Here is a 25,931-nt window from a genome sequence, read left to right as displayed (position 1 = left end):
GTTTTATTATCGAGTTCGGGGACCGCCTCGAGAAACATCTTAAATAATGGCAGTTACACAGAATCTGTTACAGGCTCTTCGTTGTTGGTTTAACGAGATCATTATTTAGCATAATCGCTTTAATTTCATCAATACTTGCTGGGTCGTCGATGGTTGAAGGCACAACAAAGTCCTGCCCTTCTGCTATTTGGCGCAGTAGTTTACGCAGTATTTTTCCGGAGCGCGTTTTTGGTAAACGCTGGACGACGATGACTTGCTTCAAACAGGCTACAGCACCTATTTCTTGGCGAACCATGGCCACTAACTCTGCCTGCAGATCAGCTTCGGCTATGTTCACGCCATCTTTTAATAGCACTAAACCCACAGGGACTTGGCCTTTAAGGCTATCGTAAACACCAATCACGGTGCATTCTGCTACGGCATCATGGGCGGCTAAAATCTCTTCCATTTCCCCAGTTGATAAACGATGGCCAGCCACGTTAATAACATCATCGGTACGCCCCATCACAAATAAATAACCGTCTTCGTCTATATAGCCGCCATCGCCAGAGCAATAATATCCGGGGTATTCGCTTAAATAACCGGCAGCAAAGCGGTCAAAGTTGCCCCAAATAGTGGCTAGACAACTTGGCGGCAAAGGTAATTTTATGGCAATCGCACCTTGGGTATTTGGCGGCACTGGCTGGCCGCTAGCGTTGAGGATCTGCACGTTAAAACCAGGAACAGGCTTGGTTGCCGAGCCAGGTTTGGTCGATAGTGTTTCAATACCTATTAAGTTCGACGCAATGGCCCAGCCCGTTTCGGTTTGCCACCAATGGTCAATAACGGGTTTACCAGTTTTTTGTTTTGCCCATTCGTAGGTTGGCGGATCGAGTCGCTCACCTGCCATAAATACGCTTTCTAAACTGGATAAGTCGTATTTTTCGAGTAATTTAGCGTCGGGATCTTCTTTACGAATTGCCCTAAATGCAGTGGGGGCCGCAAAAATAGCTTTCACTTTATATTCTTCAATGACGCGCCAAAAAGCTCCTGCATCAGGCGTTCTGACCGGTTTACCTTCATAAACTATCGTTGCGCAACCATGTAACAGTGGAGCATAAACGATGTAGGAATGGCCAACAACCCAACCCACATCCGATGCGGCCCAAAATACGTCGCCAGGCTGCATATTATAAACCGCCGACATAGAGTATTTTAAGGCAACTGCATGTCCGCCATTATCGCGCACAACGCCTTTGGGCTTGCCGGTGGTGCCAGAGGTATATAATACGTACAAAGGATCTGTTCCTTTAACGCTGACGCATTCAGCCGGCTTTGCTGATTGTGCGGCATGGGCCCAATCGATGTCGCGACCTTCTTGCATGTTCGCAAGACATTGCTTACGTTGCAACAAGACAACTTTTGCTGGTTTATACATCGCAAGCTCAATAGCTTTATCAATCATGGGTTTGTATTCAATGATTCGGTTTATTTCTATTCCACATGATGCCGTTATCAACATTTTTGGTTTTGCGTCATCAATACGCAAAGCAAGTTCGTGGGCAGAAAACCCCCCAAAAACCACTGAATGCACCGCACCGATTCGAGCGGCCGCTAGCATCGCAATGACGGCTTCGCTAATCATGGGCATGTAAACAACCACTCGGTCACCTTTACCTACGTCATTGGCTTGCAATAAACCCGCAAAGCGCGAGACTTTTTCAAGTAATTGATTGTAGGTAAACTGCATTTTTGTATCGGTAACCGGCGAATCATAAATTAACGCGACTTGCTCACCACGGCCCTGCGCAACGTGGTGATCTAATGCCATATAGCAGGTGTTCATTTCACCATCGGCAAACCATCTTTTGATGCCGTTTTCATCATCAGATAGTATTTTTTGGGGCGCTTTAAACCAAGGTAGTTGTTTTGCTTTTTCAGCCCAAAACGTCTCGGGAGCATCAATTGATGCTTGATATTCTGTTGCATAAGACATAACTATTTACCTTTTTAAATGGCTGTCGCTGCCAGCGCTAGAAACAATGGTTTGCGTCTGAATTTAGAGCTAACAATAAAGTAAAGATGAATGCAGGGATATACGACTTAAGTGGCATGGGACGAGATTTAATTGCGTGATAGCATCTAACTATTATTTTCTAATATCAAGACACTTGTGCTTTCAACCCTCAAGCCATTTTATCCCCTAATGTTTTTACTTGTTTGGAGTGCAGGTTATGCCATGGGCAAGCTGGCTTTGGTTTATACTGAACCCTTGAACTTGCTGGCCTTTCGATTTGCCGGTGCATTTTTAGTGCTTACTCCCTTGGTTTTCTTATTGCGTTTGCCTATTCCAAACTTTCGAAAGTCATATGCCCTTATGGGTACAGGACTATTTCTGCATATAGGTCATTTTGGCAGTATTTATGTGGGTATGAAGTTAGGCGCCAGCGCTAGCATTATGGCCTTATTTGCGGCTTCACAACCGGTACTAGTCATTATAGCAAGTGCCCTGCTTGCACGAAAAATACCAGCTTGGAATGTATGGGCGAGTTTGTCGTTAGGCTTGCTCGGCGCGATGCTGATTATCGGCGTTAATATGCAAGGCAACGAAGGTTACTTGCTAGGTGCAATTCTAGGGTTGACTGCAGTAGTCGGATTATCGATTGGTCAAGTCATTGAAAAACAGCGTAAGTTGGGCGTACATCCCATTGTGGCGACTTGGGTACAATATGCTTTCGCGTCAGCTGTTTCAATTCCTTTTGCCTTGGCTTTCGAAGGGCTGGTTTTTAGCAACGCATTACCCTTTTGGGGCGCTATTGCCTTTTTAGTCTTGGGAAATTCAATTGTAGGTATCCTCTTGATGTTCACCATGGTCAGACAAGGTTCTATTGCTAAGGTGGCCTCGATCATGTTTATGGTACCTGCAGTTGGGGCACTCATTGCCTGGTTAGTGGCCGATGAAGTACCTCAACTAATTGCTATTCCGGGCTTTATTCTCGCTATGCTCGGAGCACTTTGGACCAACAGAATAGCGAATAGGGCTTGGCTCAAAAGTCAGGCTATTTAATCTCAATTAATACTTCATTGGTGCGCATCATGGGCAAAGTAAAAGGCCCGTTATAGGCCGCGTTGACCGGCTTACTGATAGCGACGTAAGCATTTTTATTTATCCATTCTGTTAGAATCTTGGTGTGCTTTTCTACGTTGCTATCACTGAGCGTACCGCTAAACTGAATAGCGGCCACTTTGTAATCTTTTACTTCGCTCACTACTACATCAGGGTTAGTAGGTTTAGGCGTTGTTTGCAAAGTAAAATCCTTTGGCATAACAAATGACATCAGTGAATTCTCAGCACTTTCCTGCATAAACACTGGCGCTGTCATTGAAATTTCAGCACCTTTTTTTGTCGCCTTATTATCATCCATAATCACCGGCGCAGTCATCGAAATTTTTCTTGCCCCTTCATTTGCGCCGCCAATATAGTTAAACAGCTTTCTAAAAGCGCTATTGTCGCTGACGCCAGCCATACTGGTTGAAACCAAAACCATAGAAGCATAGTTACGCACTTCAATTTTTTGCACATCATCCGCTTTTAATAAAGTATAAGGTGCCGTTTCAACGTCACTTTGCCCCACCACCGAACACCCAGCTACAAAAATAGAAGCGAAGATTGAAAGTATTGATTTCACTTTAGTTCCTTATTGTTAGGTTTATCTAAAACCGTGAGTTTAGCCCACAAAGCCTTTGAGTCATTTACTGCAAAAATCGATTTAATCTGAACTTTATACTTGATACGAAGTTTTTCAAATAAAGTATCATCTTTAGGTTTAATCGCGATTGCTGGTGAATGCTAAGTGGCACTCGCACTTAACGGCCATAAGATGAAGTAATTTTTGAGTTCGTTTTGATTGTGACTAAACAACAAGGTATAAGGGTTATTTCGTTTTAATAATTAAATTTTGGCCATTCAAACGGATAATAATGAAACTAATATCGACGCTATTTTTAACGATTATGCTAACCGGATGTGGAAAGACTGCAATGCAAAATAATACTGCAACAACGACTGCGGACAACTCGTCTTGGCACCAGTCATCTAATCCTTATCTTGACGCAATCGTTGTAGCGATAAACGTTGGTGGCGATAGCTATGTCGGTGTTGATGGCGTTAAGTATGCTCCAGACAACTTGAATATAGCGGCGCCGATTCTGACATCACCCCATATCAAAGGAACACAAGACTCAACAATTTTTGAGTCCTATCGGCAAGGAAACATGAGCATAGATATACCCATATCAAACGGGACCTATGATGTTACTTTCAAATTTGCAGAGCCTTATGATACACCCGTGGGCGAGCGGGTTTTCGATGTATTAGCGCAGAATAAGACTGTAATCGAGGCGATGGATGTGCGTTTAGCTCGAGACGGTAAAGCAATATCAGCGCTAGTGCGCACCGCAAACGACATTGTTGTGATAGATGACACACTGCGAATTGGCTTTAAGTCGATTAAGGGCGAACCTTTATTACACGCCATTATTGTGCGAAAACAGATTACAGATTCACGAGATTGGCAACTCGTTTGGAATGATGAATTTGACTATCAGGGCGCCCCTGATCCACTAAAATGGTCTCATGACTTGTGGGCAGCCAGAAAGGTAAACGACGAAGATCAAGCCTATACCGATCGCGCCAAGAATTCGCGGGTTGAAGATGGCAGATTAGTAATTGAAGCTCACAAAGAAAGCTATGACAACGCTGAATATACTTCGGCGCGACTTCACAACTTGCACAAAGGCGATATTTTGTATGGCAAAGTGGATGTTCGCGCAAAAATTCCCGCAGGTCGAGGAACTTGGTCTGCGATTTGGATGCTACCTAGCGATCCCTATACCTATTCGACCACTTGTGCTGAAAATGAAGACTGGCAAGGGAGTTCAAGCTGCGATGCGTGGCCTAATTCAGGTGAAATCGACATTATGGAGCATGTCGGTTATGACATGCAGACGATTCATGGCACGGTGCATAACAAAGCTTATTATTGGATTAATTGGGAACAGCGTAAAGCCAGTGTTGAAGGTAAAACAGTAGACCAAGAATTCCATCTATATTCAGTAGAGTGGTCACCAACTCATATTATCGTTTCTTTGGATAAGCGACCTTATTTTTATTACCATAATGAAGGTACAGGATGGCAAGCATGGCCATTCGATAAGCCGTTTCACTTGATCATGAATCTAGCAATTGGTGGGCAGTGGGGTAGATCAGGTGGGCCAATAGACGACAGTATATTTCCCGTTAGAATGGAAGTGGACTACGTACGAATATACCAATTACCCGAAGTCAATACTCAATAAAGCTAGGGGTAAAACAAGTGTGCCAAGCACATCTGTTTTACCCTAGCTGGGTTTACGCCAGCTTTATGTGCCTGCGCTGGCCCAGCCATGCCTTACAGTCAAATTTGAACAAAAGAAGGTGTTTTGTTAGCACCAATAACTGCGTTTAAGCTTGGTATAATTCAACCAAAACTAGTAAAAGTACTGATTCTTAGAGCCAACATCCTCGATACACTCATCTCATCATTCAAACGAAATAGCGCTTACTGACACTTAATAACTCTCAAAAACTGGGGAGCATACAAGCTAAATACTGTCTGCTGATTTAATCAACAAGCCCGACAAACAACCAAACCATTTTACTTTGTAAAGCCACAAAACGCTTTTAAGAGGGATGGCAATTTGCCTATAGAAAGGACAACTATGAGAAATAATCAACCTGTCAGCAACATTGAATATAAATTTCCAGTATCAGACCGCTTGATCTCAGGCACGGATATTCAAGGTAACATTATTTATTGCAACGAAGCTTTTATTGAAGTGAGTGGCTTTACGGAAAAGGAACTTATAGGCAAACCCCATAACCTGATTAGACATCCCGATATGCCATCACCGGTATTTAAGGAAATGTGGCAAACAATATCATCGGGACAGGTTTGGATGGGCTTGGTTAAAAATCGACGTAAAAATGGCGATTATTATTGGGTCAGCGCCTTTGTTACTCCTGTATTTGAAAATAACAGAGTGGTGGGTTACGAATCCGTGCGCTCAGTGCCGCAAGAGTCTGAGAAAAAGCGGGCTGAAAAAGCCTACAAACGGATTCGCTCAGGTCAGTCAAGCTCTGCTAAACTCTCTCGCGCTGCGGGTACATTGAATACACTATCCCCCGCTATCCTGCCAGGTTTTGCCGCTGTTGCACTTGCTTTTTTTCTATCGGATTGGATAACAGCAGTGCTAATACTAGGTACCACATTCATCTCAGCTGGATGGCTTGCATACAGTCAAAAAATGCAGTTTTTGGACATCATCAGTATTAGTCCGCAGTCATACTCTAACGCTATGGTGGCAGAAACCTACTTTGACGATTTTGGCAGTAAAGCCAGAGTTAAACTGTCTTTGACTTGCGAAAAACAACGCAGTCAAACGGCATTGACTCGCATTGCAGATGCGGCCTCGATACTTGATTCCATCGTGCAAGATACGCAGGCCGAATCAGCATCAACCTCTGCGGCTGTCGCCCAACAAAGTGAAGCGACCCAAACAATTGCTTCCGCTATTACCCAAATGTCAGCGGCGATACAAGAAGTATCAGCTAATGTGCAAACCAATTCGACTAGTGCTCGCACCGCACTGGCAAGCGTAGACCATGGTGCCACGCTTGCGAATGATGCTAAAAGTGCTATTGATGCCCTAAACAATTCTGTAGCCAGTATCGCTGCAACGGTTAGAGAGTTAGCGGCGTCGACGAATGAAATAGGCCAGGCGGCTAATCTAATCTCTTCTATTGCGGACCAAACTAATTTACTTGCTCTTAATGCAGCGATTGAGGCTGCACGAGCCGGCGAGCAGGGGCGAGGTTTTAGTGTTGTGGCAGATGAAGTGCGTTCATTAGCATCAAAAACGCGTGAGTCAACTGACAAGATCCATAAAATCGTTGATACCCTGACAGTGAGAGCCAAAAGTGCCGTGGGCATATCAGAAAATGGTGAAAAAGCGGCTTTACATGGTGTTGTGGTTGTTGAACATACCCGTGACGCATTAAATAATATTCGCCATTCTGTGCACACAATTACCGAACTAACCGAGCATATGTCTGCAGCGGTCGAACAACAAAGTACTGTGGCAGATCACATCAACCAACAGATAGTAGAGATTGCTGACAGCACATCAGCAACGCAGAATTCTGCCAACGCTGCTTTGGAAGCCAACCAACGCCTTGCAGAAACAGTGATTAATCTCAGATCAATTATTACCCGTTTCTCATCCACCGAAAATCGTATTTAGGGAACTCCATGTCAATATCATATGAAAAACTGATGAGTAGTATTGAAGAAACCGCTCTGATTGGTGGTTGGTGGTATGACATTGCAAGCGATAATTTAGAGTGGACATCGGCTTTGCGAGCTATTCATGAAGTAGAACAAGACTATGAGCCTAGGATTGAGAGTGCCATTACATTTTATAATGAGGCATATGCTGAGCAGATCAAAGACGCCTTAAAACTTACTATTACAACAGGCAAGGCCTATAAAATAAAGGCCTCAATTACAACGGCAAAAGGCAATCTTAAATGGGTTTTTGCTTCTGGCATGGCTAATTATGAAGGCAATAAGCTAACAGCTACCTACGGTGTTTTTCAGGATATTACCGCTGATATAATACGCGCGGAAAACCTTATTAAGACAAATGACACAACACAAATAACCTTAGATAGTCTCGTTGAAGGTGTAGTGGTCATTAACGCCGCAGGCAAAATTACAAAATTTAACCAAGCCTCAGAAAACATATTTAAATATCATCGCAGGGACATCATAGGTAAACCTATCGAGATATTAATGCCAGAGCCACACCGCAGCCATCATCAGACTTATATAGCAAATTATCAAGAAACTAAAGTAGCAAAAATAGTCGGGATTGGCCGCGAAGTTATAGGCCTTAAATCTGATGGCACAAGCTTTCCTATGCATATATCGATTAATAGTATTGACGGTCCATCTGGACAAGGTTTTGTAGGTACAATTAGAGATTTAACAGAAGAAAAGCAAATTAAAACCCAACTAGATCGGCTTTCACATTATGACAACTTAACCGGACTCCCCAACAGGGTGTCACTTATCAACTATCTACAAAAAGCTGATAGCACCAAGCTCATTACTTTAGTCGCGATCAATCTGCACGATTTTAAGAAGATTAATCTTGCCTATGATTTCGCCGAAGGTGACCTCGTATTAAAAGCCCTCGCACACAGGCTCACCGACTTCATAGGCTTGCATCACTTTGCAGCAAAGGATATTGCCGACCGTTTTTGGTTAGTCATTGATCACAGCTATATCAAAGATCTGGAAAATTGCATCATTGAACTGATGAGTTTTCTAAAACAGGCGATCAACGGCGACAAAAACAGAAGACACCACATCAGTATTTGTATGGGAGTGGCGTCTTCCCAAAACAACGACATGCTCAGCAACTTAATCACCCGTGCTGAAACCGCGTTATTTTCTGCAAAACAAAAGGGGATAAATGAAATCTGTTATTTTGAAAACCTTTTAGCTGAACAAATTATTTTTAAGTACCAAATCGAAACAGACCTGCGAGTAGCATTAGGCGAGCAAGCTCTAGAGTGCTGGCTACAACCTAAAGTAAACCAAGATTTCAAAACTATCGCTGCTGAGGTTTTAGTTCGTTGGAAAGGAAAAGATGGGCAATATATTCCACCTGATGAATTTATTCACATCGCCGAGAAAACCGGTTTAATAATGCCATTAGGTGCTTATGTAGCAAACAAAACAGCGCAAATGTTAGCGCAAATAAATAAGCTAGAGCCCAACTTTACACTGGCGATGAACGTTAGCCCTATACAATTTTTACAAGCCAACTTTGCGCCAAAACTTGTTGCTTGTTTTGATAGTCACCAAGCTAATTTAGCTAATTTAACCATTGAAATAACAGAAACACTGTTAATAGGTGATGTTAAAATTGTAACAGACACTATCAACGAGCTGGGTAGGTACGGTATTAAAATATCTATTGATGATTTTGGTACAGGTCATTCAAATCTGAAACGCATCATTGATATGCCTATTTTTGAACTAAAAATCGACAAACAATTTGTCAACAATTGCTTAATTGATAAAAAGTCAGAGCACTTACTTAGTGCAATCGTCAGTATGTCGAAAGTGATGGACTACAGCATAGTCGCTGAAGGTGTAGAATCACTCGAGATTGCCAGACACTGTATTAATTTAGGGGTTGATATTCTCCAGGGGTATTACTTTGGAAAGGCTGAGCCTTATCGTTCTTTTGTCGAAAAGCATCTCGAAAATGTCCATGCAGCGGAGTTAGTAAGTCCATAAATTAAATAAGCTAAGCGATATTGCATTGCACTCAAAGTCGCTCACGGGAATCGCATTAAAAGACCACTGATGCAGCGGTTGACCCACAATGACATGCTGAAATATTGCATCCGGCTTTATGGACATCACCCTATCCGTCCATATAAATATCTACCACAAAACATCTTTGACCAAGACCTGACACTTTACAGATCCCCCCCCTAAAGCAGTGATATCGCATTCACGCTTCAATGCATGACCACAATCAAGTAAACTAGAGCCAATTGATTCAAAAACCGTTATTTTGACAAACAATCACCCTATTTTGCGATAGTAACGCTTAAAACGGTGTGCCGTCTTCATTCTGACCAGTTGCAATAAACATGGCTCAGTAAACTTTTACATTGAATTGTATTAACGCCTTACCTCACATCGTGTCGATGCAGAGGTAAATGCAACTATTTTGGATAACACAAGGTAAACCATGTTCGATAAATTTAAACTTGAGTGGTTCTCAAATGTGCGAGGAGACTTACTCGCCGGAACCGTTGTAGCACTAGCATTAATTCCTGAAGCCATTGCTTTTTCGATTATTGCGGGTGTTGACCCCAAAGTGGGTTTGTACGCCTCTTTTTGTATCGCGGTAATTATTGCGTTTGTCGGAGGTCGTCCGGGTATGATTTCTGCGGCAACCGGCGCGATGGCTTTATTAATGGTGACCTTAGTAAAAGATCACGGCTTGCAATATCTACTGGTAGCAACGCTGCTGACAGGGGTGCTGCAAATTATGGCGGGCTATTTAAAGCTCGGTGGTTTAATGCGCTTTGTTTCGCGTTCGGTGGTCACGGGCTTTGTAAATGCCTTGGCCATTCTTATTTTTATGGCGCAATTGCCCGAGTTAACTAACGTAACTTGGCATGTATATGCTATGACCATAGCGGGTTTAGGCGTGATTTATTTATTCCCTTATTTGCCTATTATTGGCAAGTCTATTCCTTCGCCCTTGGTGTGTATTGTGTCGCTAACTGCCATTGCAATAATCCTAGGACTGGATATTCGTACCGTTGGTGATATGGGTGACTTACCCGATACCCTACCTATTTTTTTATGGCCAGATGTACCGCTTAATATAGAAACCTTGTTGATTGTTTTACCCTACTCTATTGGTTTGGCGGTGGTGGGTTTACTTGAGTCGATGATGACAGAAACCATAGTAGATGAGCTTACCGATACCACCAGCGATCGTAATCAAGAATGTAAAGGTCAAGGTATTGCCAATATCGGTGCTGGACTATTGGGTGGTATGGCCGGTTGTGCCATGATTGGACAGTCGATTATCAATGTAAAATCTGGGGGCCGCGGGCGTTTATCAACCTTCACAGCAGGTTTATTTTTAATCATTATGGTGGTTTTTTTGGATGATTGGATCAAACAGATCCCCATGGCAGCACTGGTTGCAGTAATGATCATGGTATCAATTGGTACCTTTTCTTGGACCTCGATTACCGACCTTAAGAAAAACCCCAAATCATCCAGTATTGTGATGATAGCCACGGTTATAGTGGTGGTATTTACCCACAATTTAGCCTTGGGTGTATTGGTTGGCGTTCTGTTAGCGACCCTCTTCTTTGCCAATAAGATTGGCCGTTTTATGGTGGTTAAAAACGACAATGGCGAACAAACCGAACTGCGTACTTACAAGGTTATTGGCCAAGTATTTTTTGCCTCATCTGAACAATTTACCGCTTCGTTTGACTTTAAAGAGGCGATTGAAAAGGTCAAAATTGATTTATCGCAAGCGCATTTTTGGGATATCACCTCAGTATCGGCCTTAGATAAAGTGGTGATTAAATTTCGCCGTGAAGGAGCCTCAGTTGAATTAGTGGGCATGAACGACGCGACTGCAACCGTAGTAGACAAATTCGGTGTACATAACGATCCGGCTGAAGTTGAAAAACTAATGGGCGAGCACTAGGGAGAATAATATGAATAAAATAATAGCCTGTATTGATGGTTCTGTTGTTACCAGTGCCATCTGTGAAGCCGCAGCATGGTCGGCCAAACGATTAAATAAACCTATCTTGTTTTTGCATACTATCGAACGTCCTCAGCAGCATGGGGCCGATGACTTAAGCGGTGCCATTGGTTTGGGTGCTCGGAGTAAACTACTGGCGGAAATGGCTGCCCTTGACGAGCAACGGGGCAAGTTAGCCCTAAGTCACGGTAAAGAAATGTTGGCTGCTGCTGCCGACCACGTTAGCCGCCTTGGCATTGTTGATATTGAACAAAAACAACGTCATGGTGATGTAATCGACGCCATTGCTGAACTAGAAGACGATGCCCGTTTAATGATTGTAGGTCGAGATGGCGAGGGCCACGATGCCAAACAAAACAAAGCCAAGTTCAAGATTTTGGGATCACACATTGAATCATTACTGCGTACCGTTCATACCCCCTTATTTGTTGTGCCAAGCACCTTTAAACAACCACAGAATTTTATGTTGGCCTACGACGGTCGCGCAACAGCTGACAAAGCGATTGATAAGATTATTTGCGGTGGTTTATTAAACGGACTTGAGTGCCACTTGGTCATGGTACGTAACAATGAATCGGCTCAAGCTGAAAAATTGGCCGCCGCTGAAAGCCGCTTAAAGGAGCAAGGCTTTAAAGTGACGGCTTCTTTGCTTGAAGGCAACATTTTTGATTCTCTGCAAAACTACCAACAACAAAATGCAATCGACTTATTAGTAATGGGTGCCTTTGCTCATTCAAAAATTCGCCAGTTGTTTTTAGGTAGCAATACCATTGGCATGATAGAACGCAGTGTTAGCCCTTTAATCGTATTACGTTAAAAGCGATTCATAAACATGAGCAACGACGTCAAAATTGAAGACATCTTTGTGGGTACTGGTGACGCGGTGAAACGCGGCGCCTTAATTACCGCCCATTATCGCGGATGGCTAGAAGACGGAACGGAGTTCGATTCGTCTTACAAAAACGCGACGCCCTTTCAAACTGTACTAAGTAATAAACGCGTAATTCAAGGTTGGGTACTCGGCTTACAGGGTATGCAAGCAGGCGGTAAACGCAAATTGTGGGTACCTGCTGAGCTGGCTTATGGCGAACGCCAAATTGGCAGCATGATACCGCCCAATGCCGACTTAATGTTTGAAATAGAACTGCTTGAAGTGCTCAATAGAGAGTAAAACCAAGCAATAAACAGGTATTTATTATGAAAATTTATCAATATCACCACTGTCCTTATTGTGTTCGCGTTGACATGGTGGCGAATTATAAAAACCTTCAACATGAAAAAGTCTATTTGCTCAATGATGATGAGCAAACCTGCTTTGATTTGTTGAATGCCAAGATGGTACCCATTTTACAATTTGCAGACGGCTCAGCCATAGGCGAAAGTTTAGATATTGTGGCCAAACTTGATGAACAGGGTGATAACAATAAAATTATTACAGCCAAAGTGCTTAGCGATGATATTGATACACTGTTTGTCGCTGTCAAAACCTCTACACGCATTTTGACCTACCCGCGCACTATTATGTTAGGGCTACCCGAGTTTGCCACGCAATCTGCTAAAGATTATTTTCAAGCTAAAAAAGAAAAGATGATCGATATGAGCTTTGACATGGCAATGGAAACATCGGCTCGACACCTAGTAATAGTCAACACTGTTTTGGCCAAATTACCCATACTGCCTATTAGCCAGACACTGAGCATGGATGATGTATTAGTTTATCCAAACCTACGAAATCTGAGCATGGTCAAAGGCTTAGTTTTTCCCGCTGCTATCAAGCACTATATGGAACATATCGCCGCTCTCACTAAGACTGAGCTTTATTTTGCCAAGGCAATTTAGCCTAGCTGTCATTATTTTGGCATTTAGCTGACTGGGCTCAATAATCTCTGGAAAAGCATTTTAAACCATTGATAATAAAGCATATATTATCAATGGCATAAACACTGCTAATCACTACACAGTCATTCTTATTATTGAGTTTTCTGTGTATAAACTATCACCCTGTGCACCAATTTTAATTGAGCATGCTTTAAAGCCAAACAGTTTGAGTATCCACCAAATTACCACTGGACGGGCCGAAGTACTCGATAAACTCATGCCGACTTTATCGTTAAGACGGTCACTCACAAGGACCTGTTTTTTAACACAAGTTGATGACTACATGCTGTTGGAAACTAAGCAACTACTGCAACGCTTGCTTGCTTACTACCGCCAACTCGGTCTGAGAGAGGATGAATACGTACTTGAAGTTGAGCATCAACGCTTGGTGATTAAAAATAATCTGGGCGAACTAACAACACTCAGCGAACAAGCCAACACTGATAAGTGGAATATGGATGTATTCAGTTGGTTACAGCCCAATTATCTGGGTTTGATACATTCGTTAGAGCTAAGGCAATTTGCCCAGTGTTATCAACAAAATAAGACGCAAGCGATAGTCCAATATGGCCACTTTGAGCTGCCGAATAATGGCTTATCTTGTAAACTGATTTATCGTGCTGACTCACTCACACTATGCTGGGAATCGCCCCAACACAGCTTTTACCTGCCTTGAGCATAACAATTATATAAAAAGTCACCACCGACGCAGAGTTTTTGTAGGCTTATAGTCCCTTAAAGCTCAAGCTAACGCTGTTTGTATTGCGATACTCTGACACTGTATTTCAGTGCATAGCCATGGCGCTAATTATTTGTTCGTCTTTGACGGTATTTAGTTTTAATTATACGGACTTATTTCACTGTAAAATTTAATACAATTTCCGCATTACAAAATGTATCATGCTCCTCCTCCGGTTGAGCCCTAAATACAGTGAAGTAACGTCCAATACATGTCCCACTTTTTGTTAATTAAACAGCGCATTGCCACTTTTTTAATTGTTGTGAGTTACATCAGTGTTTTTTTCTGCTCTTTAGTTAACGCCAATCAGAACAAACGCGCTGATGCAATCATTACACTATTCAAAACAGACCAAGCTGCTTCACCTCAGGAAGCAGATAACTTACTGAATGAATTAAAACGTGTTATTGCCAGCGACGACCTAGTGCGTCAAAAAGAATATGTGCGTTTAACATGTTGGAATCAGAAAACCGAAACCAATGAACAGATTAGCCAAGCCATAGCTTACGCAAATGAACAACTGCAACTTTATAGCGCCCAGACGCCATCAGAAATAACGATTGACTTAGCAATATGTAAAACAAGTTATCAACGATTATTAGGTCAAGTTGAGACGACTTTACAAGATTTAACCACGGCGATTGACCAAGCCTACGACATTGAAGCTCCGTTATTGATTGCCCTTGGACGCAGTCAACGAGGCGCTCTGCATTCTTATCAAGGTAATTACTCTGCATCACTTGAAGATTTATTAGCGGCACAAGATTATTATGAATCTGTTCAATTAAGCTATTGGGCCAATCTAAATTTAGGTGAATTAGCCGCAAGCTACCGGCGCTTTGGTGATGCCAAAACTGCCTTAAAGTATCAATTACAGTTGGAAGCTATTTATAAAGATCAAGGCAAGACATTTGAAGCCAATTACCTCAACATGCAAATTGCCTCGTCCTTAGAGCAATTAGATCGGTTAAATGAGGCTAACGCCCGTTATTTAGCAAGCCAGCAATTTTTAATCGAAAAACAGCCCGTAATTGCAGCTGATATGTCCGTGAGTATCGCAAATAATCTAATCACATTGGGCCAATACAGCCAAGCACTGGAGCTACTGCAACAGGCACAGAATATCATCACGCCTGAATACAATGCTCCCTATAGTTTTTTGCAACTTTATTTAGCTAATGCCCAATTTAAACTTGAAGATTACCCTGCCAGTTTAGACGCCTTAGATAAGGCTGAAAATGCCTTTTTGACAGAAAAGAATCAACGTAGCCTCAGTGACGCACATTTACTTAGAAGTAAGGTTTATGCAGCAAGCCAAAATTGGCAAGATGCCTACTTTGCTTTAAAAAATCATCTTGATGTGCATTTAGAGCAAGATAAAGGTGTGCTGAGCAAACTAAAAGCCGAGTTACAAACTCGCTTCGATACCGATAGAATTAAACATGAAAATACTTTGCTGTTACAGCGTGCAAAAGATAAAGAAACACAATTGAGCATGTTAAAACGTAATGCAACGATGAAAGTCATTATTATCGCATTAGTCCTTATAATCCTCGTTATGGTATCGATATTTGCTTATAAACAAAGGCACGGTAAACACCAGTTTAAAAAACTCGCTTTTACGGATGAACTAACCAAAATTGCTAATCGACGCGAAACCTACTTACGGGCTGAGCAATGCTTTGCACTGAGCAAGAAAAACCAAACGGCGTTCTCGTTAATCTCCTTTGATGCGGATAACTTTAAACTGGTTAATGATAAATTGGGTCATGATATTGGTGATCAGGTCTTAGTTTGCCTCGCTAACATTGCATCTGAAATCATTCGAAGCGACGACATTGTTGGCCGAGTTGGCGGGGAAGAGTTTATGATTTTACTGCCTAATACCCAAATAGATATTGCTCTAGCTATCGCTAATAGACTGTTAACCTCGATTGAGCAGTATGAATGGTCATTGATTTCAAACGACTTAAGCCTAACAGCAAGCGCTGGAGTAGTAAGTTATCAGCAGGAAACAAACTTAACTGAGCTGCTATTAAAAGCAGATAGAGCACTTTATGCCGCAAAAACTGGCGGCCGTAATCAAGCGATAGTATTCTGATTATTGGGGCAAAGGTATATTGATTACTTTGTTTTCTTGGCTTTTTGTGTATAAAATGTGCGACTCAATCTGCAAATGAGTTGGAAATACTCTTCTGAATAGAGTCAGTGACTGTTTTAGACGTTGTCCACACAATTTGATTTCCGAATGAATCGATTAAAAAAATCTCTGCAGGACCCTCTTATCAATCGCTGGAACAAAATGCCAAGATTATTACTGCTACTTTTTTTTGCTGGCTTTTCACTACAAGCAAAAGAAAGATTTATTGAATTTTCTGTTGCTACAGCCGAATTACCGCCTTACGTTTATCTTGCTGAAAATAAGCAGCCTGAAGGCTTGTTTATCGATATGCTGAATAAAGTACAAGCACAAACAGGCATGAAAATTAATGTTTTTATCATGCCTTGGGGGCGTGCAATAAATGAAGTTAAAAAAGGCAGTATCGACGCCATCATGCCCACACTTTGGTCGAAAGAACGCGCTCAATTCTTGGTTTACCCCGCACTGCCTTTTTATCGTTTTAGTCCCAGTGTTATCATTAAACGGTTAGAAGATGATTTCGAATTTACCCAACTCAAGCAAATTAGCCCTGAAAAAATTATAGGCAAAACACGCTTAGTCTTGGTCGATGATGAGTTTGACAGCTTGGTAAAACAAGGTAAATTATCGGTGTATGAAACGACAAAACTTGATGAAGCGTTGCTAATGTTGGCCCAAAGCAAAATCGATCTCGTGGCCAGCGATGGCGATATTGCCTTAACCACCATTAAAAGGTTGGAACTCGAGCAGCGTTTTCATTTATTTGCTATGCACAAAGATCCTTCACCCTCTTATCTTGCTTTTTCCAGTCAATTTGCACATAAATATGATGTGAACTACATTATGACTCTGATTGACCAAGCAATAAAACAACCTTAAGACGCTACAATCACAGCAATTAATTGGCTAAGTCACTCAAAAGCAGCATCAATAAAAATGCCCGAGATGATAAGTCCGGGCGTTTTTACAAGGGACTGAAAAGCGACTTCTATAGCATTATAACTTTAGATTAATGTTATCAATTAAGGTAAGAATACGTTCAGCATTTTTACCTAAGTCGCTTTTACCTACACGCGATTTACTGCGAATATCAAGGAAACGCTCTTCACCCGTATCGCTGATACGAATAACTACATCATCTTTAAAACCAAACCAAGCGGTGGTATCTGTCGCTTCGATAATGCCCAATGATTTATTCGCATTCACCAAGTCCCAGCCAGAATCTTCTACCGCTGCTTGTGCTGCATCAAATACTTGATCTGCGCTTTGCGAATACTTTTGCGTGGTGAGTTGTGGATAGGCTTCACGCTGTTGCTTGGCAGTTTCTTCACCGGCGTATTCTGCTGGATTTGGCGCATTAGCGCGTAAGGCGGCAATAGCCACAAAATCAGGCGGAGTGATCAAGTCAGTTGAAATATCATGGATGGGCGGCACTGATTTCGCTTTGTTCATCATGCTGACCGGCAATCCTATGGCAATAATAGCGACCAAGGCCGACACGCCAGCGGTGAGCCAACTGATATTTTTGCGCATAAAAATGACTTGCACGAGCAATAGCACTAAAGCCGCGATGCCCACATATACACTATATCGCAAGCCTAAAAATGCAGTACCTAAATCTAGTATTTCGTATTTGTAGAGTGGACCGGGTAAAGCGACAAGTAAAATTGCCAACAAACTAATTAGGCTAACCAAGGTTTTCATAAGGTGTTCTCCGTTCTTTTTATAATCAATAAATTTTAGTAATTCACTTTGTTAACTCATCATATATGAACCAACTAATACTAGCAGTAACAGATTTTAGACTACTATTTTTAATTAGTTATGCCTTGGCATAAGTCAGTAAAATGCGTTTTGGCTGTAAATAAACTGCAAAATACACCTAAGATTAAGCGCTCTTAAACACTCGTAAGGTATGGTAACCGACCCAAATGCGGATGATAGCTGTGACCCAACAAATCAGCGCAAATACACTAGCGATCAGCACAAAATGCTCGGGCAGAAGGCAGAATAAACATAACACCAAGATGGTTTCAAAACCCTCGGCGAGTCCGCCCATATAATGCAGGCTTTTTTGCGCATACTTGGGGCTTTCGATACCGTGTTTACTGGCCATAATTGCAAAAGCTAAAAAGCTGCCGCCAGTGCCCATAAACGACAACATTAAAAAACTTCCAGCAACCGCATTTTGGCTAGGTTCAGCGCACACAAAAGCAAATACGATGGCCGAGTAAAAAATAAAATCCAGAGTAATATCTAAAAAACCGCCGGCGTCTGAAGGCGAAGTTTCTCTGGCAATTGCGCCATCAAGGCCATCCCCCAGCCGATTCAGTAAAATCAAACACAAGGCGAGTATGTAGTAACCAAAAATAATAGCCGGCACCGCAAATATACCCAGTATAAAGCCCAGCAAGGTGACAGTATCGGCACTCACTCCATGCTTAATTAAATGTTTAGCTAGGCTGCACAGTGGCTTTTTCAGTAGCCGATTTAGTAGAGGGTCAATCATGGTTTACCTTGTTTAATAAGTCACTAGAGTCTAATTATGATGAATTAGCGTATTGAAAGGTATTGCATATAAATACTCCCACGCTAAGTGCACACTATACATTGGCGGATAAGAATAATCCTCCACCTCGGCAACCCTATATTTTGGTACTGCAAATTCGGCATGATTAAATAAATTCAGCCAATCAATTTTCCACTTGCACCCAATTCTTTATAATCCTTGATATGCCAACTCAAAAATCGCTGTGGGTGTTTTTTAAAATAATCTACCGCTTTCACGCCAGCCATTTCCATCCAATATATATCGGCTTGGAAGTAAACGTATTCAGGAGTGGTATTTTCCAAAAAATAATCACAGATACGTGAGTTTTCAACCAAGGCAAACTCATCAGCATGATTGTGGAAAGCGAAAGTAATGCCCTTTTCGCGGCATAATTTCCCTATCGCATTGCAATATTCGCTATAGCGTTGCAATTCTGCTGTGGTTTTTACGGATTTGAGTTGATTATTGGACGTTGTTAAATATTTCACACCGGCCTTTACATGGTCATCTATGTTAAGCGACCACCATTGCAAAGCCGTTTCCCAATCACCATCGGCAGGCAGATCATGGAATGTCATAGAGCCTAAAAATTGCAAGCCGTTGGTTTCCACCACCTGACGAAATTCCGTGGGTGACATGCCATAAAAAGTCCCCTTGTCGTAAACAAAGGTTTCTACATAGCTATAACCCATTCTGCTTAATTCACGCAGGGTTCCAAACGGATCTTGCAACATTTGCTGATGGACAGAAACCAATTGAATACCAAAATTTTTAACTTTAGGAATAGTTTTGATATAGCGGGTTGACCAAAGACTTTTGCCTAATTCATCAAACCCTTCAAGTAATACATTGGTAGGGCTTTGAAAGTTAAATTCCACTACCAAATAAAAATTTCCTAGCATATCCACATCTTGCATTTTCCATTTAGTTTCAGATGAAAAACGTCCCTTGTTGATTTTGCCCTAAAGCGATAATTTGCTCACTTTTCGAGTCTTAACCAATCAATTCCGTAAGCAAGGTTTTGTATTCGCCATTTTGATATTGCATTACTTCCACTTGCATGGACTGATTTTCCATTATTGAAATATTGTTCATCTTAATAGCTGGAAATGTGCCAACACTATCGGTCCCAGCGTGTTCGCTACTGACCCAATGTCCTGCGTATTGATGCAAGCGCTCAGCTTGGGATCCGATATAATCCTGGGCATTGATGTAAGGCTCGCTAAGAAAAATCAATATTATCGACGTTATAATTCTAATGTCTCTGACCTGTTATTTATTTTTATATTAGGTTAAAGCATTGATGTTAATGGCCAACATTAAGACCGCGCCAACAAGAAAATAATTGCACACATCAGGTGACATCTTTTTTTATCACGCTTTACATGGTTATCTGTGGTTGTTTATTTAGGCGGGAAGTTAACAAGGCCTAAGCGTGTTGCTTAGGCCTTGTTGAATATTCAAATTAACTGCAACTAACTGCAATTTTTAATTTACTAATTCGACCACTGCATCGTGGGCTTTTTTCGCTGAACCATCACGGTTAAACAACAATGGATAGTTGGTTCTACCTGCGACCGGCCATCCGTTTAACCACGAGTCACCATCGGTTACTCCCCAAAACGTGACACGATCGATACTTTTGTGATGTTTTATAAATTGTTTGAAAATAGCTTGGTAACGCTTGCCTAGCTGTTCATCCGCTTCTACAGGGAAGTTAGCATCAGGGTAAGGGTTGTTTTCAGGCGTCGCCTGTAGTTTTTCGATTTCTACATTGGCGCCTGTTAGTCCGTCACGGCCAAGAAAGTCAACGTCTAGCTCAGTAATGTGTAGACGTAGTCCGGTGGCTGCATAGAGGCCGAGCGTTTCATCAATTTTTTCTGCTGAAGGCTCATCCATTCCCCAATGGCCTTGCAGACCAATACCGTCGATACGCACACCACGTTGTTTAAAGTCGTTAACCATAGCGATTACGGTTGCTCTGCGGCCCGTTCTATCCATGCCGTAGTCGTTATAGAGTAAGGTGGTATCTTTTGGCATTTCTTGATCGGCAATAATGAAGGCTTGTTCGATAAAATCGTCACCGATAATTTGGTTGTAGAGTGATTTTCTTAAGCTGCCGTCATCTTCAATTGCTTCATTCACTACGTCCCAAATTTTGACTCTGTCGCCATAGCGAGAGGCAAACATTTTGGCTCGCTCACGCATAACCTCGAGCAAGGCTTCGCGCGTTAACAACTTACCCTGGTCATCCTTAAATACCCAATCAGGAGTTTGGCTGTGCCAAAATAAAACGTGGCCCACTGTGGTGATGCCTTTATCAACACCTAGCTTGGCGAATTTGTCTGCAATCTCAAATTCATATTGGCCGGGTAAAGGATTGATCCTTTCCCACTTCATGTCGTTATCAAGGGTGATGGCACTGAAGTTTTTCTCGACTAAGGCTAAGGACTTACTATCAGACGAAGAGAACATAGATGCGCCGATGGTGGCGCCCACCAAAAACTTATCTGCATAAGCTTCTTTTAGAGTTGTGAACTTTGGCTTAATTTCAGGTTGTTTGGCCTTTTCATCGGAGCAACTACTAGTGCCTATTGCTACAGCCGCCAGCAAAGCCAAAAGAGATACCTTATATTTATGCATACACCTTCCCATACTTTTTTTGAAATTATGATGGGGTGGATTGTAACCAAAGTAGTTTTCAATTCAATTTGATCTATGGTTTCTCCATTATGATATTTCCAATACCAATCAATGCACACTAAACAAGACATTCCTGTATACCAATTAAACTACCAGTGTTTGGATTAAATACTAAAGTAACAATACACAGTCTGTGATTTATAAACGGCGATAATACTTCGCTAAATCAAGGTGTTGGGCCTTTGCTGGTATGTTGTTGATATCATGACTGACCATAATGCTGGGCACGCCTTGCTGTTGCAACTCTCCAAACGCCCACTCGCTAACTTGTTCACAGGTTAGGGGATCAAGGGCAGCAAAGGGTTCATCCATCAGTAAGGCCTGTGGTTGATTGGCCAATGCTCTCACTAAGCCGACTCGGGAACGTTCACCGCCACTGAGTTGCTCAGGATAGTGCCCAGCCACATAAGCCATATCAATCTTGTTTAACATCGCCAGTGCTGTCTCTCGACGCTGAGCTTTATTTAAGTCTTTGCCATTGCCGCCCTGAATACCGTGCGGTAAGGCAAAGCAGATGTTATCTACTACATTTAAATGAGGGAACAGATGTACATCTTGCATTAACAAGCCAATGCGGCGCTGCTCAATCTTGAGGCTATTGAGGGATACATCATTAAGACTAATATTTCCGCTGATCTTAGCGTGTTTAATTGTGTCGCCAAGTAGCCAATGTAAAAATGTGGACTTACCCATACCACTTGGGCCAGTTAGTACCAAGAGCTCACCGCTGTCTAAGGCGATATCGGGTAAATCGATAGACCCATTTTCAGTACTAATACGGCAATTATTGATACGCAGCATTGAAACTTCCTCGCATACGTTGGGCCAGCATGCTGGCTACTAAGAAGGCAATAAAGGGCAGTACCGCTTGCACTAACATATATACCGCTGTGATACTTTGCTGATTGCCTGAGGCAATGGCTACGGCTTCGGTGGTGATCGTGGTAACACGCCCTGCTCCCAACATTAAGGTAGGAATATATTGGGCAATGCTTACCGAAAAGGCGATAGCCAAGGCACTTAGCAGCGCGGGGCGCAGTAACATAAAGCGAATTTTCCACCAGCGTTGCCAATAGGTATAAGCAAAACTGGCCGCCACCAGTTCATAATGACGGTTTAGACTTTGAAATGGCCCGCGCATTACGAGGTAACTATAAGCAAAGGTAAAGGGTAAATGGGACAGCACAATCCACGCACTATTATAACTAGCTGATAATCTGCTATGGGTCACTTGCCAACCATAAACCATACTAAGTTGCGGTAATAATATGGCCAGTAGCCACACATAATCTGGCAGATAACGTTGGCTTTGCTGCTGTAGCTCCAATGCCAGTATACATAACCCCAAACCCAGGACACTGCTAAAAAAAGCAATATTTATGCTGTTGAGCAATGGGCCTTGCATGAAGTACCACTCATCTTGCCACAAAGCAAAAGACCAATTTATTGTATTCCCAGCACTATTATTGGTCCAACCTAAAGACCACAGCAAAAAAGCAATTAAAATAGCCAAACTTAACAGGCTAAAAAAACCTAACCACATTGTGAATAATCGACTTAACTTAGTTATTTTAAGGGGATTAGCCATTACTGCATAAATACCTAAACGTCTTACTGCCAAGTATTCGTGCAAATAAATACCGGCGATTAAAACACCCAGCATTGCCAGTAAAACGACATTACCAATAAAGGCCTGTGACTGATCAAGTGCGCTGAACCCCGTTTGCCAATTATACAGTACCACAGCGTAAAGCTCGGGAATATTTGGCCCAACGAGTAAGCTGACATCCAATACCGACAGGGTATAGGCCATAGCAGCCAAAAGTGCTAAACGTGACTGCTTGAGCATAATGGGAAATATCAATAGCCACCAACTGGCTCCTTCGCTATAACCTAAGGCACGGCCTTGCAGTAACCAGTCTTTAATGGCTAATTGGCGGCCCAGTGCGCTGAGTATAAGCAAGAAAAACGGCACTTCTTTAAGACTAATAGCCAAGACCATAGTCAGCAGACTTTTGCGGGGTAAACCAAGCCAGTCTGGCGCTGAGTGACCGAATACTCCCCAAAGAGCACTCCACAGCATGCCCCCTGAGCTAAATAGGTAAACCAAGCCTAGGGCAACAGCGAGTTGGGGCAAGGACAACAAAGGCGCCAAGCGTTTTTCTAAGACTTGCCAGCGAGGATTAAAGCGATATTGGCTGTACACTATAAAAGCCACATAAAATGCTAGCAGTGGCGCCGCTAGAGATAACAAAAGCGTATTAGCAATAGAGACTATTAAACCGTTGTAGGCCAAAAAAACCATCAGGTCTTGCCATGAAATAGATACCGACGGCCATAAACCCACTACCACCCCAAACACAGGAAGTCCGGCGACAAGAGTAACAATCAACCAGCCTGCGGTCAGGCTTAAGCGCCGTATTTTTGTTGCCATTTATCTTCAATCACTTGTTGCCAAGAACTATGCAACTCTTGCTGGGCAGGCAAAGTCGAGGCTTCATCTAATAAAGGCGTAATGACCGCCGGATCGCCCCAACTGCCCTGAAGCTTGTGCTTTTGTGCCAACTCACTCAACAAGAAGTTAATCACTACTTTTGCGCCAGCTGGGCTTTGTGCCCCTTTTGGAATGGCTAAATTATGGCTATTAGTGATCGCACCTTGCGCAAAATACACACGCACAGCAGATGCAGGCAGGCCTTTTTCACTTTGTTCTTTAAGCAACTGGTTAGGGTTGAAGCTCACTGCCATAAGTAATTGCTGTTGTTGAAGTAGAGCTAACTGCTCAGTGTTGGAACTGGGGAAGGCTTTACCTTGTTGCCAAGTCAGTGGATGGAGTTGGTCCAAGTAATTCCACAACAAAGGCAATAGTTCAGCTTGTGCTTGGGTAGTTGCAGCGACAAATAAGCGTTGATCATTATGACTTAAAGCCACCAACAATTGTTTCAAAAATGTCGTGCCGTGAAACTCAGGCGGGCGCGGGTAAGTTATACGCTCAGGGTATTGCTTGGCAGCTGCCAGCAAACTGCTGGGCGTCAGCGTATTTTGCTGAAATACCTTGGCGTCGGCCATCAGGTTAAATTGGCCTACTCCCCAGGGCACTTCAAAGCCATCTATTGCTACCCCAAAATCATTGACCAAAGACAGTTGTTGGGTGGCAAGCATTGCGCTGTTAGGAATGTGTGACCACAGTTCGCCGAGCAGTAACTGCTGCTCTTTGAGATAACTAAAATTCTCACCGTTTATCCACAGCAGGTCGATTGCACTTTTACTGCCATCTTCAGCTTTTAAGCGACTCACTGCTTCGCTGATATCGGCCACTTTCACGTGGCGTAAACGCACCTTGTAACGACTGGCGATTTCTGTGGCAGCCCAGCGCAAATAGTCATTAACCGGTTTTGAACCACCCCAGGCATAAAAATAAACGGTTTCACCCTGAGCTTGGCTTAGGGTTTGTTGCCACTGCTCACTGTTTTCTAACTGAGCAAGATCAGGCTTTATGACTTCTTGCGCTCTCAAGGCAATGGGCGATATTGCCAACAGCAACAAACAGCCCAGGCTCATTAGCCGTTTAGAGAGTAAAGCCGAACTGATTAATTTGGGTGATTTAAAAGTTAGCCACATCATTTAAGCGCCAATCGTAGTCTTTAAATAAAATTGGAAAATCATTGCCCTTTAATACATTGCGCTGGGCTTGTTCGTCTTTATCGCCTTTTACTATTGCTTCGCTATATTTGTTGAGCACATCATACAAAGAGTTGAATCCGCCCTCGCCTTTTTCAAAATCACCTCGATACCAACTAAAAATCGACGACAGATAAGCTTGTCCCCGGTGCTTTGCTATGATGATTTCATTGCGACTGTTATCGGCTAAAAATAATTCCATTTGATTCTCTAGCTGTTCAGATAATTGCTCGGCGACAAAGGCTTCATCACGCAGTGGTGGACACGAAACCGCTGCGCAAACTAAAGCCGCATGAATGCGCGGCTCCTTGAACCACTTACGGATCATTTCATGCTCAATGTCGTCCAAGTTGTGTTTTTTACCCAACAAGGTAAAGAACTTCTTTTCCCAAGCCGAGGTAAAAAGGCTGCCCAGATCACGGATCGAGCTAGCCTCGCCTAATTTAAATTGACTCCAATTATTGACAATCAGTTGCATGGTAAAACCATTGTAAGCATTAATTAAAAAACTTAATTTTTGCTCAGTCGCCCAACTGTCATATTGAGTTTGAGTGACCGCAGAAAACACCTGCAAAATCTTAGCGATACTTTCAGGATGTATGGCTAGTCGTTGATAATCAACACGGGTTTGCTTTTTATTTTCTGAGACCTTGACCACCTCTTTGAGCAAAGCATCATAAGCTGTGTACTGATGGTCAAACTCTGCAGCTTGTAGTTTAGTCGCCAATAATAAAATGAGCAGACAGCTACTTATGACAGTTTTCAAGCCTTGGGTAGCGATGTTCGCTTGAGTATTCATGGTATTCCTTGTTTAATTATTGTTGTCGATAAACCAC

22 protein-coding genes are annotated in these 25,931 nt (G+C 42.5%); 11 read left to right on the top strand and 11 right to left on the bottom strand.

Features of this window, described 5'->3' with window-relative positions; translation table 11 throughout:
• Positions 1–67 precede the first annotated feature (67 nt).
• A complete protein-coding gene (locus ABKW31_RS18660) occupies positions 68–1,975 on the bottom strand; it encodes a propionyl-CoA synthetase (protein WP_348618100.1) in 1,908 nt (635 codons plus the stop codon).
• Positions 1,976–2,185: 210 nt separating this feature from the next.
• Here ABKW31_RS18660 and ABKW31_RS18655 point away from each other — a divergent pair, with 210 nt between their 5' ends.
• Entirely contained in the window at positions 2,186–3,046 is an 861-nt protein-coding gene (locus ABKW31_RS18655) for a DMT family transporter (RefSeq protein ID WP_348618099.1), read from the top strand.
• Here the strand turns inward: ABKW31_RS18655 and ABKW31_RS18650 are convergent.
• Complete coding sequence (locus tag ABKW31_RS18650; RefSeq protein ID WP_348618098.1) at positions 3,039–3,668, bottom strand: heme-binding protein; 630 nt, start codon at positions 3,666–3,668, stop codon at positions 3,039–3,041. The genes ABKW31_RS18655 and ABKW31_RS18650 overlap by 8 nt on opposite strands.
• 352 nt (positions 3,669–4,020) lie before the next feature.
• On the opposite strand from ABKW31_RS18650, the gene ABKW31_RS18645 reads away from it, so the two are divergent.
• The 10 genes from ABKW31_RS18645 to ABKW31_RS18600 all read left to right on the top strand — a co-directional run bounded on the left by ABKW31_RS18645 (position 4,021) and on the right by ABKW31_RS18600 (position 17,039).
• Positions 4,021–5,337 (top strand): family 16 glycosylhydrolase, encoded by a 1,317-nt coding sequence (locus ABKW31_RS18645; protein ID WP_348618097.1) that lies wholly within the window; start codon positions 4,021–4,023, stop codon positions 5,335–5,337.
• A 402-nt stretch (positions 5,338–5,739) separates the two neighbouring features.
• On the top strand, positions 5,740–7,320 hold the full coding sequence (locus tag ABKW31_RS18640) for a PAS domain-containing methyl-accepting chemotaxis protein (RefSeq protein ID WP_348618096.1): 1,581 nt from the start codon (positions 5,740–5,742) through the stop codon (positions 7,318–7,320).
• Between the two features lie 8 nt (positions 7,321–7,328).
• Positions 7,329–9,389, top strand: coding sequence for an EAL domain-containing protein (locus tag ABKW31_RS18635; RefSeq protein ID WP_348618095.1), 2,061 nt, complete (start codon positions 7,329–7,331; stop codon positions 9,387–9,389).
• Between the two features lie 463 nt (positions 9,390–9,852).
• Positions 9,853–11,343: a SulP family inorganic anion transporter gene (locus ABKW31_RS18630; RefSeq protein ID WP_348618094.1), complete on the top strand. Its 1,491-nt coding sequence runs from the start codon at positions 9,853–9,855 to the stop codon at positions 11,341–11,343.
• Between the two features lie 10 nt (positions 11,344–11,353).
• Positions 11,354–12,220 carry a universal stress protein gene (locus tag ABKW31_RS18625; RefSeq protein ID WP_348618093.1) on the top strand — a complete coding sequence of 289 codons (867 nt, stop codon included), beginning with the start codon at positions 11,354–11,356 and terminating at the stop codon, positions 12,218–12,220.
• A 15-nt stretch (positions 12,221–12,235) separates the two neighbouring features.
• The gene (locus ABKW31_RS18620) at positions 12,236–12,574 is read left to right on the top strand and encodes an FKBP-type peptidyl-prolyl cis-trans isomerase (protein WP_348618092.1); all 339 of its coding nucleotides are present in this window, start codon (positions 12,236–12,238) and stop codon (positions 12,572–12,574) included.
• Positions 12,575–12,600: 26 nt separating this feature from the next.
• Positions 12,601–13,242 (top strand): glutaredoxin 2, encoded by a 642-nt coding sequence (grxB, locus tag ABKW31_RS18615; RefSeq protein ID WP_348618091.1) that lies wholly within the window; start codon positions 12,601–12,603, stop codon positions 13,240–13,242.
• A gap of 145 nt (positions 13,243–13,387) precedes the next feature.
• Complete coding sequence (locus tag ABKW31_RS18610; protein WP_348618090.1) at positions 13,388–13,957, top strand: hypothetical protein; 570 nt, start codon at positions 13,388–13,390, stop codon at positions 13,955–13,957.
• A 274-nt stretch (positions 13,958–14,231) separates the two neighbouring features.
• The gene (locus ABKW31_RS18605; RefSeq protein WP_348618089.1) at positions 14,232–16,121 is read left to right on the top strand and encodes a diguanylate cyclase; all 1,890 of its coding nucleotides are present in this window, start codon (positions 14,232–14,234) and stop codon (positions 16,119–16,121) included.
• A 201-nt stretch (positions 16,122–16,322) separates the two neighbouring features.
• Positions 16,323–17,039, top strand: a complete 717-nt coding sequence (locus ABKW31_RS18600) for a transporter substrate-binding domain-containing protein (protein ID WP_348618088.1) — start codon at positions 16,323–16,325, stop codon at positions 17,037–17,039.
• Between the two features lie 117 nt (positions 17,040–17,156).
• Here the strand turns inward: ABKW31_RS18600 and ABKW31_RS18595 are convergent, their stop codons facing one another.
• The 9 genes from ABKW31_RS18595 to ABKW31_RS18555 form a co-directional block, all read right to left on the bottom strand.
• Positions 17,157–17,864 carry a DUF1499 domain-containing protein gene (locus ABKW31_RS18595; RefSeq protein WP_348618087.1) on the bottom strand — a complete coding sequence of 236 codons (708 nt, stop codon included), beginning with the start codon at positions 17,862–17,864 and terminating at the stop codon, positions 17,157–17,159.
• A gap of 184 nt (positions 17,865–18,048) precedes the next feature.
• Positions 18,049–18,669: a CDP-alcohol phosphatidyltransferase family protein gene (locus tag ABKW31_RS18590; protein WP_348618086.1), complete on the bottom strand. Its 621-nt coding sequence runs from the start codon at positions 18,667–18,669 to the stop codon at positions 18,049–18,051.
• 176 nt (positions 18,670–18,845) lie between these two features.
• Complete coding sequence (locus tag ABKW31_RS18585; RefSeq protein WP_348618085.1) at positions 18,846–19,613, bottom strand: sugar phosphate isomerase/epimerase; 768 nt, start codon at positions 19,611–19,613, stop codon at positions 18,846–18,848.
• Between the two features lie 91 nt (positions 19,614–19,704).
• Entirely contained in the window at positions 19,705–19,947 is a 243-nt protein-coding gene (locus ABKW31_RS18580) for a hypothetical protein (protein ID WP_348618084.1), read from the bottom strand.
• Between the two features lie 252 nt (positions 19,948–20,199).
• Complete coding sequence (locus ABKW31_RS18575) at positions 20,200–21,354, bottom strand: endo-1,4-beta-xylanase (protein WP_348618083.1); 1,155 nt, start codon at positions 21,352–21,354, stop codon at positions 20,200–20,202.
• A 198-nt stretch (positions 21,355–21,552) separates the two neighbouring features.
• A complete protein-coding gene (locus tag ABKW31_RS18570) occupies positions 21,553–22,215 on the bottom strand; it encodes an ATP-binding cassette domain-containing protein (RefSeq protein ID WP_348618082.1) in 663 nt (220 codons plus the stop codon).
• Positions 22,199–23,848, bottom strand: coding sequence for an ABC transporter permease (locus tag ABKW31_RS18565; protein WP_348618081.1), 1,650 nt, complete (start codon positions 23,846–23,848; stop codon positions 22,199–22,201). The genes ABKW31_RS18570 and ABKW31_RS18565 overlap by 17 nt, the downstream gene beginning before the upstream one ends.
• Positions 23,824–25,035: an ABC transporter substrate-binding protein gene (locus tag ABKW31_RS18560; RefSeq protein ID WP_348618101.1), complete on the bottom strand. Its 1,212-nt coding sequence runs from the start codon at positions 25,033–25,035 to the stop codon at positions 23,824–23,826. The genes ABKW31_RS18565 and ABKW31_RS18560 overlap by 25 nt, the downstream gene beginning before the upstream one ends.
• Entirely contained in the window at positions 25,019–25,894 is an 876-nt protein-coding gene (locus tag ABKW31_RS18555) for a DUF547 domain-containing protein (RefSeq protein WP_348618080.1), read from the bottom strand. Before ABKW31_RS18555 ends, ABKW31_RS18560 begins: the two co-directional genes overlap by 17 nt.
• Between the last annotated feature and the right edge of the window lie 37 nt (positions 25,895–25,931).

The sequence above is a fragment of the Paraglaciecola sp. 25GB23A genome, assembly GCF_040012495.1.
In the GTDB taxonomy this organism is placed as follows: Bacteria; Pseudomonadota; Gammaproteobacteria; order Enterobacterales; family Alteromonadaceae; genus Paraglaciecola.
Note: the sequence above shows the minus strand (reverse complement) of the source record. Positions and strands in the feature narration are given on the sequence as shown.